Source organism: Mesorhizobium sp. 10J20-29 (assembly GCF_054130485.1).
This window is the reverse complement of the sequence record NZ_CP199156.1, coordinates 1,771,653-1,788,384: the sequence shown is the minus strand read 5'-3', so window position 1 is coordinate 1,788,384 and position 16,732 is coordinate 1,771,653. Positions and strand designations below refer to the sequence as shown.

Here is a 16,732-nt window from a genome sequence, read left to right as displayed (position 1 = left end):
TGTTCCCTTCTTCTTTTGCTACTGGTTGACTGCGGTAAGTGGGTGGCCTGACGAATGGCCTTGCTGCGTCACGGCATCGAGTTTCAACGCCGCTCCTCCTCCCAATGGCTTGTCGGGGTCGATGTCGGGGATGGCCTGTATCAGGGCCGCCGTATAGGCGTGCCTGGGACGCGCAAAGACGTCCGCACAGAGCCCCTCCTCGACGATCTCGCCGCGATACATCACGACCACGCGCTCACACAGATTGCGCACGATTGCGAGGTCGTGGGCGATGAAGAGCACGGTCAGCGACATGCTGGCCGTCAGTTCACGAAACAGGTCGATGATCTGCGCCTGGATGGTGACATCGAGAGCGGCGACACATTCGTCGGCGATGATCATGCGCGGATCGACAGCCAGCGCCCTTGCGATGCCGGCGCGCTGGCATTGGCCGCCGCTCATGCTGCGCGGCTTGCGGCTGGCAAATTCCCGCTCCAGCCCGACCAGATCGAGCAGCTCGCCGACGCGCGTGGCGATGTCGGTGTCACTCGCCTTGCCCTGCACGCGCAGCACTTCGGATAGCATGTCGCCGATGGTGAGCCGCGGATTAAGTGCGTTGTAGGGATCCTGGAAGACCATCGCTGCTTCGCCATGCAGCTTTGCCAGGGCGGCGGCACGGTCCGTTGTCAGATCGGAACCATCGAAGCTGACGCGCCCAGAGGACAGTGGCGTCAGGCCGAGGATGGCGCGGGCCAGCGTGCTCTTGCCGCTGCCGGACTCGCCAACGATGCCAACGGTCTCGCCAGGCATGACGCGCAGGCTGACGCCCTTGACCGCGGCAACTGTCTGCGCGCCCCTGCCGAACAGCCCCCCCCCTCCGGTGAAGCGGACATGCAGATCGTCGATCTCGAGCAATGGCCTGGACGACGACGGTTCAGCCACCACAGTCTCCGGAATCTCGCTTGCGGCCTCGCCCGGCATCGACGGATGGCTCTGGATCAGCGACTTGGTATATGGGTGCGTCGGCGCCTCGAGTAGCTTGCGCTTGTCACCCTGCTCGACCAGCTTGCCGTCGCGCATGACGGCGATGCGGTCGCAGGTCTGCGCCACGACGCCAAGATCGTGGCTGATCAGGATGATCGACAGGCCGCGCCTGTCGCGAACATCCATCAGCAGCCGCAGGATCTGCGCCTGGATGGTGACGTCGAGCGCGGTGGTAGGCTCGTCGGCGACGAGGATCTTCGGATTGCTGGACAGGGCCACACCGATCATGGCGCGCTGGCGCATGCCGCCGGAAAATTCGTGCGGATAACCGTCATATTGCCGGTCGGGATTCGGGAAGCCAACCTGCGCCAAGATTTCGACGGCGGCGGCGCGGGCGTCGCGCCGGTTGAGACCCTGGTGGTAGCGAATGCCTTCGGCGATCTGGTCGCCGACTGACATGACCGGGTCGAGATGACTGGTCGGGTTCTGGAAAATCATGCCGATGGATCCGCCGCGAACCTTGAGCATTTCAGCCTCATCGGCGGTCACCAGGTCGCGGCCTTCGAGCAGTATCGAGCCATGGGTGATCGAGAGTTTGGTGGACGGCAGAAGACGCATCAGCGCCCTGCAGAACAAGCTCTTGCCCGAACCGCTTTCGCCGACAAGCCCCAGGATCTCGCCGCTGCCGAGATCGAGGGAGACCCGATCGAGCAGGAGCCTTTGGCCGGGCCCGTCCTCGACGGCCACGCTCAGATCCCGGACAGAAAGCTGCGGCGCGCTCATTCCGTGACACCCAGAACGTCGCTGACCGCATCGCCGAGCAAGCTGAAGCCGAATGCGAGCAACACGATCGACAGACCCGGAAACAGCGTGATCCACCAGGCGGTGGTAATGAAGGACTGGCCTTCGGCGACCATGATGCCCCACTCGGCCAGCGGGGGCTGCACGCCCAGCCCGAGATAGCTGATCGCCGCGCCGTTCAGCAGCACCAGGACAGCGTCGGACATGACAAAGACCACGGAACCGGCCACCGCGTTGGGCAGCAGATGCCGGAACATGATGCGGGTTCGGCTGAATCCGAGGCTGACGGCAGCGACAGCGTAGTCGGCGTTCTTCAGTACCAGGATCTGGGCCCGTATCAGCCGGGCATAGGAGACCCATCCGACAAGTGCCATGGCGATGTAGAAGCTGCTCAGCCCCGGCCCGAGAATGGCGATGATCGACAGCATCAGGACCAGGAAAGGAAAGGCCAGCACGACATCGACAAGCCGCATGAAGATGATGTCGACGATGCCGCCGAAGAAGCCGGCGATGGTGCCAAGCGTCGTGCCGATGATGAAGGGGAAGGCAACGCCGATCACGGCAATCTGCAGGTCGATGCGAGCGCCCCAGATCACCCGCGAAAAAACGTCGCGTCCGAAATTGTCGGTGCCGAAGGGGTGCAGCCAGGACGGCTCCACAAGGCGCGCCGTCGTGTCCTGGAAGATCGGATCATAGGGCGCGACCAGCGGCGCGAATATCGCCATGCCGACGAACAGGCCGAGGACGAGGACCCCGGCGACGAGCGTTGCCCGACCCCCGAAGATCCGGCGCCATGGAAGCTGGAATGTGCGGGTGGCCTGCCGGATCACTGCTTTACCCTCGGATCCAGGGCAACGGTGACGATATCTGCCAGGAAGTTCACGAGGACGGTGGAGCAGGCAAAGACCATCGCCACACCCTGGACCACCATGTAGTCGCGCGAGAAGATTGCCCGAACCAGCAGCTGCCCCATGCCCGGCAGCGCAAACACGCTTTCCACCACAACCGTGCCGCCGATCAGCCAGCCGATGTTGACGGCGAGCAGATTGACTGTCGGCACCAGCGAGTTGGGTAGGACATGGCGCCAGAATACGGTGCTTTCCGGCATACCACGCGCTCTCGCTGCCGTGGCGACGTCCGACTTCAATGCCTGAACCATCGCACCGCGCAGGCTTCTGGTCAGCACCGCCGAGAGCGACAGCGCAACCGTGAGGCTGGGCAAGGCCAGATGGTAGAGCTTGTCGCCGAGGCTGTTGCCGTATCCGGACACCGGGAAGATGTCGAGCCTGACGCTGAACAGGATGATCAGCATCAGCGCCAGCCAGAAGGCCGGGAAGCCGATGCCGAGGGTGGAGACGATGCGAACGATCTGGTCGGGCGCACGGCCCTGGTTGCGCGCGGCAATGGCCGACAGCGGCACGGCGATGAGAACCGACAGAAGCACGCTCGACAGCACAAGCGCCAAGGTCGGCTCCAGCCTTGTCGCGATGAGCCGCAGAACGTCGATCTTGTAGAGGATGGACTTGCCCATCTCGCCCTGGCCGAGATTGGCAATGAAGTAGAAATACTGCGTCCAGATCGGCTCATCGAGCCCGTATTGGGCACGGATGTTGGCGATGGCGGTGGGCGTCGCGCGTGAGCCGAGCAGGACGCGGGCAGGATCGCCTGGAATGAGGCGCACGAGTACGAAGGTGATGATGCTGATGCCGAACAGCACCGGCAGGAATTGCAGCGGCCGATAGAGGACGAACTTATACCGGTGCATGACGATCCGGGGCTCGTCGCGAAGTGTCGAGCAGCGGCGTTCGCATGGGCATCAGCCGGCCCTGTGCCTCGACAGGAAGTCTGTCAGGATTGGATAGTATTCGGATGGGTTCTCATAAAAGGGCATGTGGCTGGCGTTCGAAATGATCCTGATTTCGGCATTCGGCAGGCCAAGCTTCATCCGAAGTCCACAGGCCGGCGTCAACTCGTCGTGCTCGCCATGGGTGATCAGAACGGGGACCTTGATCCTTGGCAGGTCCGGCACCCGGTTCCAGTCCTTGAGGTTGCCGACATAGAGGAACTCGTTGGGGCCCTGCATGGTCGTGTAGGGCCCCATGTTCCAGTCATTGAGCGAGCGATTGACCGGGGCCGGCCACTCCTGCAGCCGGCAAACGTGACGGTAGTTGAGAATGGTTACGGCAGCGGCGTATTCGGGATGGTCGAACGTGCCTTCCGCCTCGTGCCTCTGCATCATCGCCACCGTCTCCGGCCCGAGCGCGGCGCGCAGCCGTTCAAGTTCCAAGATGAGATGCGGCATGTCGGCAACGGTGTCCTCGAGGATCAGCGTCTGCAGATTTTCCTGATAGGTCAGGGCATAGTCGATGGCGAGCCAGCCACCCCAGGAGTGGCCGAGCATATGGACCTTGCCGAGACCCAGGGCCTTGCGGACCGTTTCTGTTTCCTCGACATAGCGGGCAATCGTCCACAGCCCCTTTTCCGTGGGCCGGTCAGACGCGCCGGTCCCAAGCTGATCGAAGGCGACGACGCGATAGCCCTGGTCGACCAGGCAGGAATGGGATTCACGCAGATAGTCGCATGGCAGGCCGGGGCCGCCATTCAGGCAGAATACGGTCTCGCTGCCGCTGCCAAAGCTATAGGCAACGACCTTGAACCCATCGACCTTGACCTCGACGCGGTCGTCGGCTTGCATCTCACGCCACACGGGCAACTCCATCAGCCGGGTAATCGGGCTCCGGCATATTAACGGACCACGCCGGCTATGTTAGCTATAAGAAGTGATAGGGTAGCGTTTTTCGACACCGTGGGAGTAGGGGCATGATGGACAGGGTTGACGCCATCAGAGACTGTTTCGCGTCTCACAAGACGCTGGACGCCTGCGTCGACGAGGCCTTCGCCCTGCTGCGGTCACTCGGCTTCGACGCGCTCGTCTACGACTACACTCCCGTGCCGTTCGACCTCGATGGATCGATCATGGTGCCATCGCTGCTGATGTCGCGGAACATGGCCGACGACATGCACGAATACTGGTGCGAGCGAGGCTATGGGCGCATCGATCCCATCCAGAAGGCGGCCGCGCGCACGTCGGTCCCGTTCTTCTGGAAGTTCGACAAGGAGGCCGATACGCAGATCAGGGAATTCCTTACCGAGGATTCCGAACCGGTCGTCCGCTACATGCGCAAATGCGACCGGACCAACGGGGTTACCATTCCGATCCATCTGCCGGGGGGCGGTTACGCGACCCTGAACGGCATAGGCTTTGGCCGGGAGGTCGAGTTCGCACGCGAAGCGCGCTACCTGGCCGACTTCGGGTTCCTTGCCCAGATTTTCCACGAGTGTGCCTTCGAGCATTTCGACCAGTCGGCGCTGCGGCCCAACGTTGCGCCTCTGACGGAGCGCGAGCGTGAGTGCCTGCGCCTGTCGTCGCAGGGTCTGTCGGCCAAGGAAATATCCCGCGTCATTGACCGTTCCGTTCCGACCGTCGTCATGCATCTGGCTGCGGCGACGCGCAAACTCGGCGCGAAGAATCGTACCCAGGCCGCGGTCTCGGCGACGCACTACCGCCTGCTTGAAGGGTAGAGCCAGGCTCACCTATGATTTTTGATAGGATGCGGCGTGATTGCCTGCGCCCTATGCTGCCGGATGTCCCTGGGAAGGAGATGTCCATGCCGCTCACGAAAGAAGGCTTCGCCCCGTTCCGGGATTACCAGACCTGGTACCGCATCACAGGGACGCTCCAGTCGGGCAAACTGCCCCTGGTCGTGGTGCATGGCGGACCGGGCTGCACCCACGACTACGTCGATTCATTCAAGGACATTGCCGCTCTCGATGGGCGCGCCGTCATCCACTACGACCAGCTTGGCAACGGCAACTCGACGCGGCTGCCTGACAAGGGTGCAGACTTCTGGACCGTGTCGCTGTTCCTGGCCGAGCTGGACAATTTGCTCGAGCACCTCGGCATCGGGGACAGATATGCGCTTCTCGGCCAGTCATGGGGCGGGATGCTTGGCTCGGAACATGCCGTTCGCCGCCCATCCGGCCTGAAGGCACTGGTCATCGCCAACTCGCCTGCCAACATGCGGACCTGGGTGGCGGAGGCCAACCGCCTGCGGCACGAGCTGCCGCAGGATGTTCAGGACACGCTGCTGCGGCACGAGAATGCCGGCACCATCACCGATCCCGAATACATTGCCGCGTCCCGCGTGTTCTACGACCGGCATGTCTGCCGCGTCGTGCCCTGGCCGCCGGAGGTGGCGAAGACTTTTGCGATCATGGACGAGGACAACACTGTCTATCGCAACATGAACGGACCGACGGAATTTCACGTGATCGGAACGCTGAGAGACTGGACGATCGAAGACCGGCTGCCGCTTGTCGAAGCGCCGACGCTCCTGATCTCCGGCAGGTTCGACGAGGCGACGCCCGAGGTCATCCGGCCCTATGCAGAGCGCGTGCCCGGCTGCCGTGCAGTGGTGTTCGAGAGTTCGAGCCACATGCCGCATGTCGAGGAGAGGGCAGCCTGCATGTCGGTGGTGTCAGACTTTCTGGCGGGTATCGAGGCAGGCTCCGGCGGACCGGGTTGAGTTGGCCCGTCGACAGATCTAGCCGCCAATGACGCTGCGATAACCGCGCGGTGAGGTTCCGGCCCATCGGCTGAAGGCGCGGGTGAAGGCCGATAGTTCGGAATAGCCGAGCAGCAGGGCGATTTCGCTGAGCGGCAGATGGCGCTGCGCCAGGTAATGCCGCGCCATGTCGAAGCGTATCGCGTCGATCGCCTGGCGAAATCCCAAGCCCTCGTCTGCAAGTGCCCGGCGGATGGCGCTTGGGGCGAGATGCAGATCATCGGCGACCTTCTCCAGCGTTGGCGCCCCGTCGGGCAGACGCCGGCGCACTGCGCCGTGCACACGGTCGACCAGCGACTCGGCCCGTTCCGGAGATCCGAGCAGTTCGAGACAGGTCTGCATCATCGTCAGCAGCTTGAGGTCGCGCCCCGGCATCGGCCTGTCCAGGAGCGCGGGATCGAATACGATCGAATTGCTGTCGCAGCCGAAGAAAACCGGAGCGCCGAACGCAGTCTCATGCTGGCGCCACTCGACGGGCTGCGGATGTTCGAACTGGATCTCGATGGGCGCCCAGGTCCGGCCGCAGCATTCCCTGATCAGGTTGACGAACTGTCCGAGCGACAGCTCGGCATCCTGTCGTCTCGCAACGATTGCAGGCGTGTGAATCTGGTAATCGAGCCTGACGCGCCGCTCATCCTCCCGCACGATACACATGGTCGAGGAACTCTGCTGGTAGCGGAACAGGCCGACGAGGTTTTCCAGCGCCGAGCCGAGCGTCGGCGACGACAGAGCCGCATAGCCCCACATGCCAAGGTCGCGCGGCTGGAACTGTTGTCCGAACCACAGGCCGAAGTTGTCGCAGCCTGTGTCGCGCGCGGCCTCCTCGAACAGCGCGCAGAAAGTGGCGAGCGGCAATTGCAGGGTTGGCGCGACTGTCATTTCGGGTGCGACCCCGCAACGGCCGAAAACCGCGTCAACGTCGCCGCCCTGAGCCCTGACAAACTCGGTGAGCCCGGCGGCCGCGGCCATCAGGACCACGGGCGTATCGATTTGCGACGTTAGCTGGCCAGCCTGGCCCATTCAGTTCGACCCCTTCTTATCGTTCCGGAAAATGCCTCTGCGGAATGACAAGCGACAAAATCATGGCACGTGCCCCATTATGCTGCAAGGCAACATGCCACGATCTGTCAAGCTTGGCCCGCTTTCGGTCAAGCCGGACGGAGTGCGGCTCTGTAGGGTGTGCCTGTCGGTTTGCAACGATCCCCCCCTGTGGTGGCACAAGACATCGATTGCCCGAACACCGACGGTCAGACAGCCTGACGGAGGAATGGCAATGACCGATCAGCCCGAGATTGACGCCGTTAGCGGTGCAAATCGCTGGCGCCGTTTCGCCGATTGGGATGAGCGGCCGCTCAGGCTCGACAGGTTCGCGGTCGAGGATCCCGAGAACGGCTTTGCCGCCTTCAAGGGCGCGCGCGATCCCGCTCCCGGCCTGCAGATCGCGAAGGGACGTATCGTCTCGATGGACGGTACGGCGCTGGCCGACTTCGACATGATCGATGCCTTCGTGGCCGAGCATCACCTCGATCTCGAGATGGCCGAGACCGCAATGGCGATCCCTTCCGAGCGGCTTGCCCGAATGCTTGTCGACGTCGCGGTGCCGCGCACCGAACTGACGCGCCTTGCACACGGTTTGACGCCGGCCAAGCTCGCCGAGGCCGTGGCGCAGCTCTCTTCCATCGAACTGGCCTTTGCCTTTTCCAAGATGCGTACCCGCAAGACGCCCGGAAACCAGGGGCACGTCACCAACGCCAAGGACGACCCGCTGCAACTGGCAGCGGATGCAGCGATCGCGGTGGCCTTCGGCTTCGACGAGGTCGAGACCACGATGCGCGTGGCGCGCAACGCCTGGTCCAACGCGCTGGCCTGCGCGGTGGGCGTGTCGGTCGGGCGCTGGGGCACGCTGTTCCAGTGCGCCAGCGAAGAGGCCGAAGAACTGCAGATCGGCATGGCGGGCTTCACCTCCTATGCCGAGACCGTCTCCGTCTACGGCACCGAGCGCGCCTTCACCGACGGCGACGACACGCCCTGGTCCAAGGCCTTCCTGGCAGCCGCCTATGCATCGCGCGGCATCAAGATGCGCTGCACCTCGGGTGCCGCTTCGGAATTGCTGATGGGATTCCACGAATCCAAGTCGCTGCTCTATCTCGAGGCCCGCTGCCTCTGCCTGCAAAGGGCCATGGGCGTGCAGGGAACGCAGAATGGCGGCATCGACGGTGCACCGCTGGCGGCGTCCATGCCGGGCGGCGTGCGGGAGCTGATGGCCGAGAACCTGATCGCAGCCTGGCTCGACCTCGAATGCGCGACCGGCAACGACGCGCGCCACTCGGAATCCGAGATCCGGGTCGGTGCGAAGATCCTTCCCTTTCTGATCGCCGGGTCGGATCTCGTCTGTTCCGGCATGGGCTCGATCCTCAAATACGACAACTCCTTCAACCCCTCCTCGTTCAACGGCGAGGAGATGGAGGACTTCCTGGTGCTGCAGCGCGACTTCGAGGCCGATGGCGGCTTGACGTCGGTCGAGGAAGCGACCGCGCTCGACGTGCGGCGCCGCGCCATCGAGGCCCTTGCGGCGGTTCTCGACGAACTCGGCCTCGGCACGCCGACGGCGGCGATGAAGCGCAGTGTCGCGGTGGCCTCCGGCTCGAACGACACCGACAGCTATCTGCCCCGCGATGTCGCGCTGATCAGCGACAGGATCAAGGCGCAGGGCATCAACGTGCTGGACGTCATCAAGGCCCTGGCGGCGAGAGGGTTTCGCGAGGAGGCACAGAACCTGCTGAACGTCGTGCGTCTCCGCGTTTCCGGCGATTATCTCCAGACGGCGGCCGTCGTGCGCGACGGCCATGTGGTCAGCGCGGTCAACGACCCGAACGATTATGTCGGCCCCGGCACCGGCTATCGCCTCTCGGATGCGCGGCGCCGGGAACTCGCCGCCATCCGCGACGTCCTGACGCGCGAGGAAGTGCTGCGCACCGAGGCTGCCTTCGCGCCGGCCGAGGCCGCGCGGATCTCCTACAAGGCGCTGGGCCCCGCGGCCTCGAAAGGACCGGCCAGCGAGATCGTCATCGGCATCAGTCCGGCCTTCGGCATCAAGCTCTTCCAGACGCTTGCAGGGCATCCCCTGTCGGCGGTGCTGCGGGCGCTTTCGGAAGGCATCAGGGCCAAAGGCGGCACGGTCAGGGTGGTACGCATGCGCCATACCGCCGACACCTCGTTTCTGGGTCTGTCCGCGGCGAGGCTTGCGGGATCGGGCGTCGGAATCGGACTGCAGGCCAAGGGCACCGCGGTCATTCATCAGGCGGACCGGCTGCCGCACCACAATCTGGAACTGTTTTCCAATGCGCCGATCACCTCGCTGGCTCACTACCGATCGTTTGGCGAGAACGCTGCTGTCTATGCCGCAGGCGAGATGCCGGAGCCGGTGGTGGTGCCCACCGGAGGCATGGCGCTTGGCGCCCGCTACCATGCCCAGGTCGCGCTGATCTATGCCATCGAGACGGCGCTGGCCGAGGATGGCGCGCAGCCCGAGGATCTAGAGGTTGCAGACCTGGAGGCCACGTCATGAGAGACCCGGGACGCCGCCTTGGCATTGCCGATTATCCGCTCGCGGAAAAGTGCCCCTCCGATGTCACGACGGCGAGCGGCAAGACCCTCGACGACCTGACCCTGACAGCGGTTGAGGCCGGCGAGGTGACGCTCGAGGATCTTCGCATCACACCCAGGGCCCTGTCCGATCAGGCACAGGTGGCAGTCGCGGCCGGCCGGCCTACGCTGGCCCGCAACTTCGAGCGCGCGGCCGAACTTGTCGACGTGCCGCAGGACTTCCTGCTCGAGGTCTACGAACTTCTGCGTCCCGGCCGGGCCAAGTCAAAAGCGCAATTGCTGGAAGCCGCCGCCACGCTGCGTGCAGGCCATGGCGCCGAGCGGATGGCGGCCTTCGTCGAGGAGGCCGCCGAAGTCTACGAGCGGCGCGGTCTTTTCGGGTACCGATTCTGACACGGCGCCGCGCCGGGGCTGGCGTCCAACTCTGTCAAGTTTGAGGGTCTTACTGTCAAGACCGGCTGGCGAGCCTTGCCTAACGTCCGTAGCGTCAAGGCAAAGCACGATACGAGCTCGTGCAACAGCACGCGCCGCGAGGCAGACATGATGACGCGTCACCGAGTGCGCAGACGGTGGTGCGGCCGAGCTTGGTCAAGCGCATAGCGGTTCATGGGACACGAAGATGGTTCCGGGGCCGCGCCAACGGAGTGGAACCGATGAGCAAATTCAACCAGACACGACGCGACTTTCTACAGAATTCAGCACTGATGGCGGGTGGACTTGCGGCCGGCAGTATGGCCGGGGTGCTCCCGGCGGCCGCAGACCGGTCCAAGGAACTCAACATCCTGTGCTGGGAGGGCTACAACTCGGCGCAGGTGCTCGACCCGTTCCGGACGTCGACCGGCGCAACGGTGCGGGCCGAGTCCCTCACCAACGATCCGACCATGATCAACCGGCTGCGTGCCGGCGAGACCAACATCTGGGACCTGATCAACGTCAACAACCCCTGGGCCCGCAAGGTGATGAATCCGGAAGGCCTGATCAAGCCGATCGACAAGGCCCGGTTCGAGCCCTATTTCGACAAGATGCTGCCGGCCTTCAAGGCGCCCTACAAGTGGGCGATGGACGATGCCGGCGATCAGCTGCTGGGCATGGCCCAGCGCTTCGGCCCATACAGCTTCGTCGTCAACACCGACAAGATCAGCCGCGCTACCGCAGAGGACCAGGGCTGGGATCTGTGGAACGATGCCGCGAATGACAAGAAGTATGGCGTCCAGGCGTCCGACGACTGGAACGTCTTCGATCTCTGCTGCATCGCCGGCTTCGACCCCTTCCGCGAGCATACGGACGAAGAGGTGGCCAAGTACACCGACGCCGCGAAGCGGGTCTTCAAGGGCGCGAGAATGGTCGGCGACCTGGCCACGATGAACCAGGCGCTGGTTTCAGGCGAGATCGACTTCTACCTGACGGGCGGTACCTACTCGTGCTCCCCGGCGCGCGCAGACGGCAACCTCAACATCCGGGCGATCACCCCGCTGCGCGGTCCTTTCGAGGGCGGTAAGGGCGGCATCTCGTGGATCGAGATCACCTCGGTCGTCAACAATCCGGACGTTTCGCCGCTGGCAGAGGACTTCCTCGAATACGTCCAGTCTCCCGAAATGTCCCACACCGTGGCCTTCGCCGAGGGCACGTTCAATCCCGTCACGCAGATGGGCAACTCCGCGTGCTTCGACCTGTTCTCCAAGGAAGAACTCGACGTCATCCAGTGGGACAGCCTCGAGGAAGAAATGGCGCGTTCGGCCGAGTACGATATCGTGCCGGACTACGACAAGCTGCTGGACATCATGACCGCAGTAAAGCGCGAAACATCGGGCGGCTGACGAGGCCTGCCTGCTCCCGTTCTTGGAAGTCGTCCAGCATTTTCGGCTGGGCGACTTCCGGGTTTTCCGTGTCGCACCATCACCGGATTCCGTAATTCATGACTGGCGTACCAATTTTGCAGCTGCGCAGCCTGACCAAGACGTTTGGCTCCCTGGCTGCGGTGGACAAGATAGACCTGGATTTCGACGAGGGTGAATTCTTCACCATCGTCGGGCCGTCTGGTAGTGGAAAGACCACTCTCCTGCGCATGTTGACCGGCATGGAAACGCCAACGAGTGGCGAGATCCTGCTGCGCGGCAAGCGCATCAACGACCTGCCCGCCAACAAGCGGCCAACCTGCATGGTCTTTCAGTCGCTGGCGCTGTTCCCACACCGGTCGGTCGGACAGAACATCGAGTTCTCCCTGAAGATGAAGGGCGTCGATCCGGCGACGCGCAAGGCCCGCGCGCTCGAACTCATGTCGCAATTGCGGCTACCCGAATCCTACTATTCAAAGAACGTCACCAAGTGCTCCGGCGGCGAACGGCAGCGCGTGGCACTGGCCCGCGCCCTCGCCTACGAGCCTGACATCCTGTTCTTCGACGAGCCGCTGTCGGCCATCGACTACAAGCTCCGGAAGACGCTGGAGAAGGAACTCAAGGACATTCACCGGGAGACCGGAAAAACCTTCATCTACATCACCCACAGCCTTGAAGAGGCTATGGTGATGAGTGACCGTATCGGCGTCATGCGGGGCGGCAAGCTGATCCAGGTAGGATCGCCACAGGAAATCTACTCCGCGCCGCACACCAAGTTCGTTTCCGAATTCATCGGCGACGTGAATATCATCGGCGTCACGGCCGACGGCACTGCGCAGGTGAAGGCAAAGGAATTCGGCGCCAGCCTCAAGACGCCCGCCGTGCCGGAGGGCTTCGGTGCCGGCTACCTGGTGGTCCGGCCGGAATCGCTGCGCTTCCTGTCCAAGCCCGACGAGGCGCAGAATTGCCTCGAGGGGCGTCTGTACAACGAATACGTTCTGGGCTCTCGCGTGCAGTACCAGGTGCGGGTCGGCGACCACGTCTTCATCGTCGAGAAGCTGCGCCAGCAGGCCTTTGGCGGACACCGGGACGACAAGGTTCTGATCGGCTGGGACGCCGACGACAGCATCCTTGTGACGGACTGAGCGGAATCGGTGATGGACAGGCTCGCAAAGATTTTCCGGCCCGGCCCGCGGCACGCAATTCCGGTGATGCTGTTCCTGTTGCTGGGGTTCGTCGCCCCGCTCGTCACGGTCGTCATGTACAGCTTCGTTCCGTCGCGCACCTTCGACCTGTGGCAGGACTGGAACCTCGACAACTACGCCGAGATCTTCAACTCATCGAGCTACATACCGTTCGTCTGGTCGCTCGGGCTTGCGGCCGCGACAGTGCTGATCCTGGCCATGATCTGCTATCCGGTAGCCTTCGGGATGACCAGGGTGTTCGGCAAGTACGCGACCTTCATCACGCTGCTTTTCACCTTGCCGCTGTTCGTCTCCGAGAATGTTCGCATCTACGGGTGGATCCTCTTTTTCATCAAGAACGGCGTGCTGCTCGGCTCGCTGAAATCGATGTTCGGCTACGAGCCCGAAAGCATCCTGTTCACGACAGGCCTGACCCTGATGGGCATGGTCTATGTCTACCTGCCGTTCATGCTGTTTCCGATGACGCTCGGTGTCTCGATGGTGCCGCAGCAGACCCGCGACGCCGCGTTCGATCTCGGCGCCACGCGCTGGCAGGTGTTCAAGGAGGTCGACCTGCCGCTGGCGATGCCGGGCATCGTCATCGGCTTTCTGCTGACCTTCGTGCTGGCGGTCGGCGCGATCGCCGAAGCCAAGGTGCTCGGCGGCCAGCGCATCATTCCGATCACCCAGGACATCGAAACAGCCTTCACCTACGCCCAGAACTGGCCGCTGGGAGCGGCTCTCTCCGTGCTGTTGATGCTGGTCGTGGGCACTCTCGTTCTCGTCGTCCTGCGGCGCTTCGATCTCGACACCATCCTGGGGAAGAAGTGAGCATGGACGGTTCCGCAGATCGCATGCGCCGCGCACTGATCTGGTCCTGGACCGGGGCGGTCATCATATTCATGTACCTGCCGGCGCTGAGCCTGTTCCTCGCGTCGAGCACATCGAGCCGCTACTTCGGCTTCCCCATCACGAAGTGGGGCTTCGTCTGGTGGCAGAAGACGTTCGACTCGCTGGAGGTGCATCAGCTTTTCAGGACGTCGCTGGCGATTGCGCTTTGCGTGACCGTGATTGCGGTCGTCATCGCCCTGTTCGGTGCGCTGGCCTTTGCCCGCTATGAGTGGAAGGGCCGGTCGATCTACCAGAAGCTGGTCTTGCTGCCGATCTTTTTTCCGCAGACCGTGCTCGGGCTGGCGCTGCTTCTCTACTTCAATGCGCTCGGCTTCACGATGTCCTGGCAGACGGCGGTATTCGCGCATCTCGTCTGGATCATTCCCGTCTGCACGCTGGTGATCTCGATCCAGGTCTACTCGTTCGACCCGGCGCTGGAAGAGGCGGCCTTCGATCTCGGTGCCACGCGCTGGCAGGTGTTTCGCGAAGTGACATTGCCGGTACTCTTCCCGGGCATCTTCTCCGGCGCGCTGTTCGCGTTTCTTCTGTCATGGGGAAATTTCCCGCTGTCGCTCTATACGACCGGCGCCGATACCACGCTGCCGGAATATCTCTACGCCAAGATGATAGCCGGCTACACGCCGGGCGTGCCGGTGCTCGGCACCGTCTCGACTTTCGGCGCCGCTCTGCTGATGCTGGTCGGCTACCTGATGATCGTCATCCTTCGTCGCCGCCGAACGGCCGACGTCGACTCGAACTGACACCGCGCAACGGGAGGACTGAAGATGCTGGCGGAATCCTTGAAGGGTAAATCGGTAATCGTCACGGGCGCCAGCAAGGGCATAGGCAAGGGCATTGCGACGGTATTCGCCAAACATGGCGCCAAGGTCATGATCGTCGGACGCGACCTGGCCTCGGCCAACGCCGTTGCCAAGGAGTTCACAGATCAGGGCTATACGGCCGGCGGCTTCTCGGCCGACGTCACCAAGCTGGAAGACATGGAAGCCATGGCCAAGGCTGCGGCCGACCGCTACGGCGGCGTCGATGTGCTGTGCGCGAATGCAGGCATGTTTCCGCAGGTGACCATCGAAAAGATGAGCCCCGAGGAATGGGACGAGGTGCAGGCAACGAACCTCAAGGGCACCTTCCTGTCGGTCAAGGCCTGCGTCCCCTACCTCAAGAACTCCGGTGCGGGCCGCATCGTCATCACCTCGTCGATCACCGGACCCAACACCGCCTTCCCGGGCTGGAGCCACTACGGCGCGTCCAAGGCCGGACAGCTCGGTTTCATGCGCACCGCCTGCATGGAACTGGCCAAGTACGGCATCACGGTCAATGCCGTCCTGCCCGGCAACGTGGTGACGGAGGGGCTGAAGGATCTCGGCCCGGAATATATGAAGACCATGGCCGCATCGGTTCCGCTCGGCATGCTGGGCGATGTCGAGGACATCGGCCACGCGGCACTGTTCCTCGCCAGCCAGGAGGCGCGGTACATCACCGGCCAGACGATCATCGTCGACGGCGGTCAGATCCTGCCTGAATCGTCGGACGCTCTGTCGCAGATGTGACCGACGCTTATTCTGATCGGGGTTCGTGACGCGCTGGCGTCACGCGCCGTCCTTGCGCCAGGCCCGCGGGCTGACACCGGTCCAGCGCGTGAAGGCACGCGTAAACGCAGACAGTTCGGAGTAGCCGAGCAGCAGGGCGATCTCGGTCAGTGGCAGCTGCCGCTGGTCGAGATACATCTGCGCCAGATTCTGCCTCGTCTGCTCGACGGCATCCTTGTAGGTCATGCCTTCCTCGGCCAGGTCGCGCTGGATGCTCGCCGGCGTCACGCGCAGTTCGTGCGCGATCCTATCCATGCGCGGATAGCCATTCGGAAGGCCGACGCGAATGGCCGTCTTGACCCGGTCGACCAGCCCCTCGTCCCCGGTGCGATGCGAACCGAGCGACTCCAGGCAAGTCTGCATCATGCTCATCAGTTGCAGGTCGCTGCCCGGCATCGGGCGGTCGAGAAGTTCCGGCCGGAAGACCAGGGCGTTGGTCGGCTGGCTGAAATAGACCGGCGCGTCAAATGCGGTCTCATGCTCGCGCCAGAACTGCGGACGGGCATGTTCGAAATGCACCTCGACCGGCGCCCATCTCGAACCGCCGCAGTCGCGGATGACATTGGCGAACATTCCCAGCGAGAGCTCCGCATCCTGACGGCGCTCGACGATTTCGGAGGAGTATATCTGGTACTCCAGCCGCATCATGCCGCTGTCACTCCTGACCAGCCGCATCCATGACGATTCCTGATGGTAATGAAAAAGCCGCACGAGATTGTCGAGCGCCTGACCAAGCGTCGGCGCCGAGACCGCCGCATAGCCCCACATGCCGAGATCGCGGGGCTGGAACTGCTGGCCGAACCAGAGGCCGAAATTGCCCTCGCTGAAATGACCGGACCGGATCTGGCGCGCGGCCTCCTCGAACAGGCGGCAGTAGGACGACAGCTTGACCTTGAGCGTTGGCGCACCGGCCATATCCGGCGCGATGCCGGAATTGCCGAAGATGGAATCCACGTCTCCGCCCTGCGCCTCGATGAAGTCGACCAGGCCGGTCGCCGCTGCTGCCAAGACGACGGGCGCGCCGTCAGGCGCGATCGTCGAGTTGGGTTGCAGCAGAGCGAACGTCATTGCCGATATCCAATCCAGCCAAGGAATGCCGTGAATGATTGCATGGCTGCGGCCACCGCTTCAAGCGGAACCGGTCGGCGGGACAATCGGGTGCCGGCGAGAAGGGCCCCTGCCCGGCGCCGCATCGACCATCCAGCTGTCAAGATCGCCGC

General features: G+C 63.4%; 15 protein-coding genes. 9 read left to right on the top strand and 6 right to left on the bottom strand.

Going from position 1 to position 16,732, the window contains the following annotated elements:
* Positions 1 to 18: 18 nt before the first annotated feature.
* From ACT2BZ_RS08525 to ACT2BZ_RS08510, 4 genes are read right to left on the bottom strand one after another with little or no spacing between them, the layout of a single operon-like run.
* On the bottom strand, positions 19 to 1,746 hold the full coding sequence (locus tag ACT2BZ_RS08525; protein WP_457940454.1) for a dipeptide ABC transporter ATP-binding protein: 1,728 nt from the start codon (positions 1,744 to 1,746) through the stop codon (positions 19 to 21).
* The gene (locus ACT2BZ_RS08520) at positions 1,743 to 2,594 is read right to left on the bottom strand and encodes an ABC transporter permease (RefSeq protein ID WP_457940453.1); all 852 of its coding nucleotides are present in this window, start codon (positions 2,592 to 2,594) and stop codon (positions 1,743 to 1,745) included. Before ACT2BZ_RS08520 ends, ACT2BZ_RS08525 begins: the two co-directional genes overlap by 4 nt.
* Positions 2,591 to 3,529 carry an ABC transporter permease gene (locus ACT2BZ_RS08515; RefSeq protein ID WP_457940451.1) on the bottom strand — a complete coding sequence of 313 codons (939 nt, stop codon included), beginning with the start codon at positions 3,527 to 3,529 and terminating at the stop codon, positions 2,591 to 2,593. The genes ACT2BZ_RS08520 and ACT2BZ_RS08515 overlap by 4 nt, the downstream gene beginning before the upstream one ends.
* A gap of 51 nt (positions 3,530 to 3,580) precedes the next feature.
* Positions 3,581 to 4,471 (bottom strand): proline iminopeptidase-family hydrolase, encoded by an 891-nt coding sequence (locus ACT2BZ_RS08510; protein WP_457940450.1) that lies wholly within the window; start codon positions 4,469 to 4,471, stop codon positions 3,581 to 3,583.
* 113 nt (positions 4,472 to 4,584) lie between these two features.
* On the opposite strand from ACT2BZ_RS08510, the gene ACT2BZ_RS08505 reads away from it, so the two are divergent.
* Entirely contained in the window at positions 4,585 to 5,346 is a 762-nt protein-coding gene (locus ACT2BZ_RS08505; RefSeq protein WP_457940449.1) for a LuxR family transcriptional regulator, read from the top strand.
* A gap of 80 nt (positions 5,347 to 5,426) precedes the next feature.
* Positions 5,427 to 6,350: a proline iminopeptidase-family hydrolase gene (locus tag ACT2BZ_RS08500; protein WP_457940448.1), complete on the top strand. Its 924-nt coding sequence runs from the start codon at positions 5,427 to 5,429 to the stop codon at positions 6,348 to 6,350.
* Positions 6,351 to 6,368: 18 nt separating this feature from the next.
* Here ACT2BZ_RS08500 and qhpR (ACT2BZ_RS08495) read toward each other — a convergent pair whose 3' ends face one another.
* A complete protein-coding gene (gene qhpR, locus ACT2BZ_RS08495; RefSeq protein WP_457940446.1) occupies positions 6,369 to 7,268 on the bottom strand; it encodes an AraC-like transcriptional regulator QhpR in 900 nt (299 codons plus the stop codon).
* Positions 7,269 to 7,662: 394 nt separating this feature from the next.
* Between qhpR (ACT2BZ_RS08495) and ACT2BZ_RS08490 the strand changes: the two genes are divergently transcribed.
* The 7 genes from ACT2BZ_RS08490 to fabG all read left to right on the top strand — a co-directional run bounded on the left by ACT2BZ_RS08490 (position 7,663) and on the right by fabG (position 15,473).
* Complete coding sequence (locus ACT2BZ_RS08490; RefSeq protein ID WP_457940444.1) at positions 7,663 to 9,957, top strand: propanediol/glycerol family dehydratase large subunit; 2,295 nt, start codon at positions 7,663 to 7,665, stop codon at positions 9,955 to 9,957.
* Positions 9,954 to 10,388: a diol dehydratase small subunit gene (locus ACT2BZ_RS08485; RefSeq protein ID WP_457940443.1), complete on the top strand. Its 435-nt coding sequence runs from the start codon at positions 9,954 to 9,956 to the stop codon at positions 10,386 to 10,388. The genes ACT2BZ_RS08490 and ACT2BZ_RS08485 overlap by 4 nt, the downstream gene beginning before the upstream one ends.
* A gap of 260 nt (positions 10,389 to 10,648) precedes the next feature.
* Positions 10,649 to 11,812, top strand: a complete 1,164-nt coding sequence (locus ACT2BZ_RS08480; protein ID WP_457940442.1) for an ABC transporter substrate-binding protein — start codon at positions 10,649 to 10,651, stop codon at positions 11,810 to 11,812.
* A 98-nt stretch (positions 11,813 to 11,910) separates the two neighbouring features.
* Positions 11,911 to 12,975 carry an ABC transporter ATP-binding protein gene (locus ACT2BZ_RS08475; protein ID WP_457940441.1) on the top strand — a complete coding sequence of 355 codons (1,065 nt, stop codon included), beginning with the start codon at positions 11,911 to 11,913 and terminating at the stop codon, positions 12,973 to 12,975.
* A gap of 12 nt (positions 12,976 to 12,987) precedes the next feature.
* Positions 12,988 to 13,845, top strand: coding sequence for an ABC transporter permease (locus ACT2BZ_RS08470; protein ID WP_457940440.1), 858 nt, complete (start codon positions 12,988 to 12,990; stop codon positions 13,843 to 13,845).
* Between the two features lie 2 nt (positions 13,846 to 13,847).
* A complete protein-coding gene (locus ACT2BZ_RS08465; protein ID WP_457940439.1) occupies positions 13,848 to 14,666 on the top strand; it encodes an ABC transporter permease in 819 nt (272 codons plus the stop codon).
* 27 nt (positions 14,667 to 14,693) lie between these two features.
* Complete coding sequence (fabG, locus tag ACT2BZ_RS08460) at positions 14,694 to 15,473, top strand: 3-oxoacyl-ACP reductase FabG (protein WP_457941255.1); 780 nt, start codon at positions 14,694 to 14,696, stop codon at positions 15,471 to 15,473.
* Positions 15,474 to 15,512: 39 nt separating this feature from the next.
* Here fabG and qhpR (ACT2BZ_RS08455) read toward each other — a convergent pair whose 3' ends face one another.
* A complete protein-coding gene (gene qhpR / locus ACT2BZ_RS08455; protein ID WP_457940438.1) occupies positions 15,513 to 16,580 on the bottom strand; it encodes an AraC-like transcriptional regulator QhpR in 1,068 nt (355 codons plus the stop codon).
* Between the last annotated feature and the right edge of the window lie 152 nt (positions 16,581 to 16,732).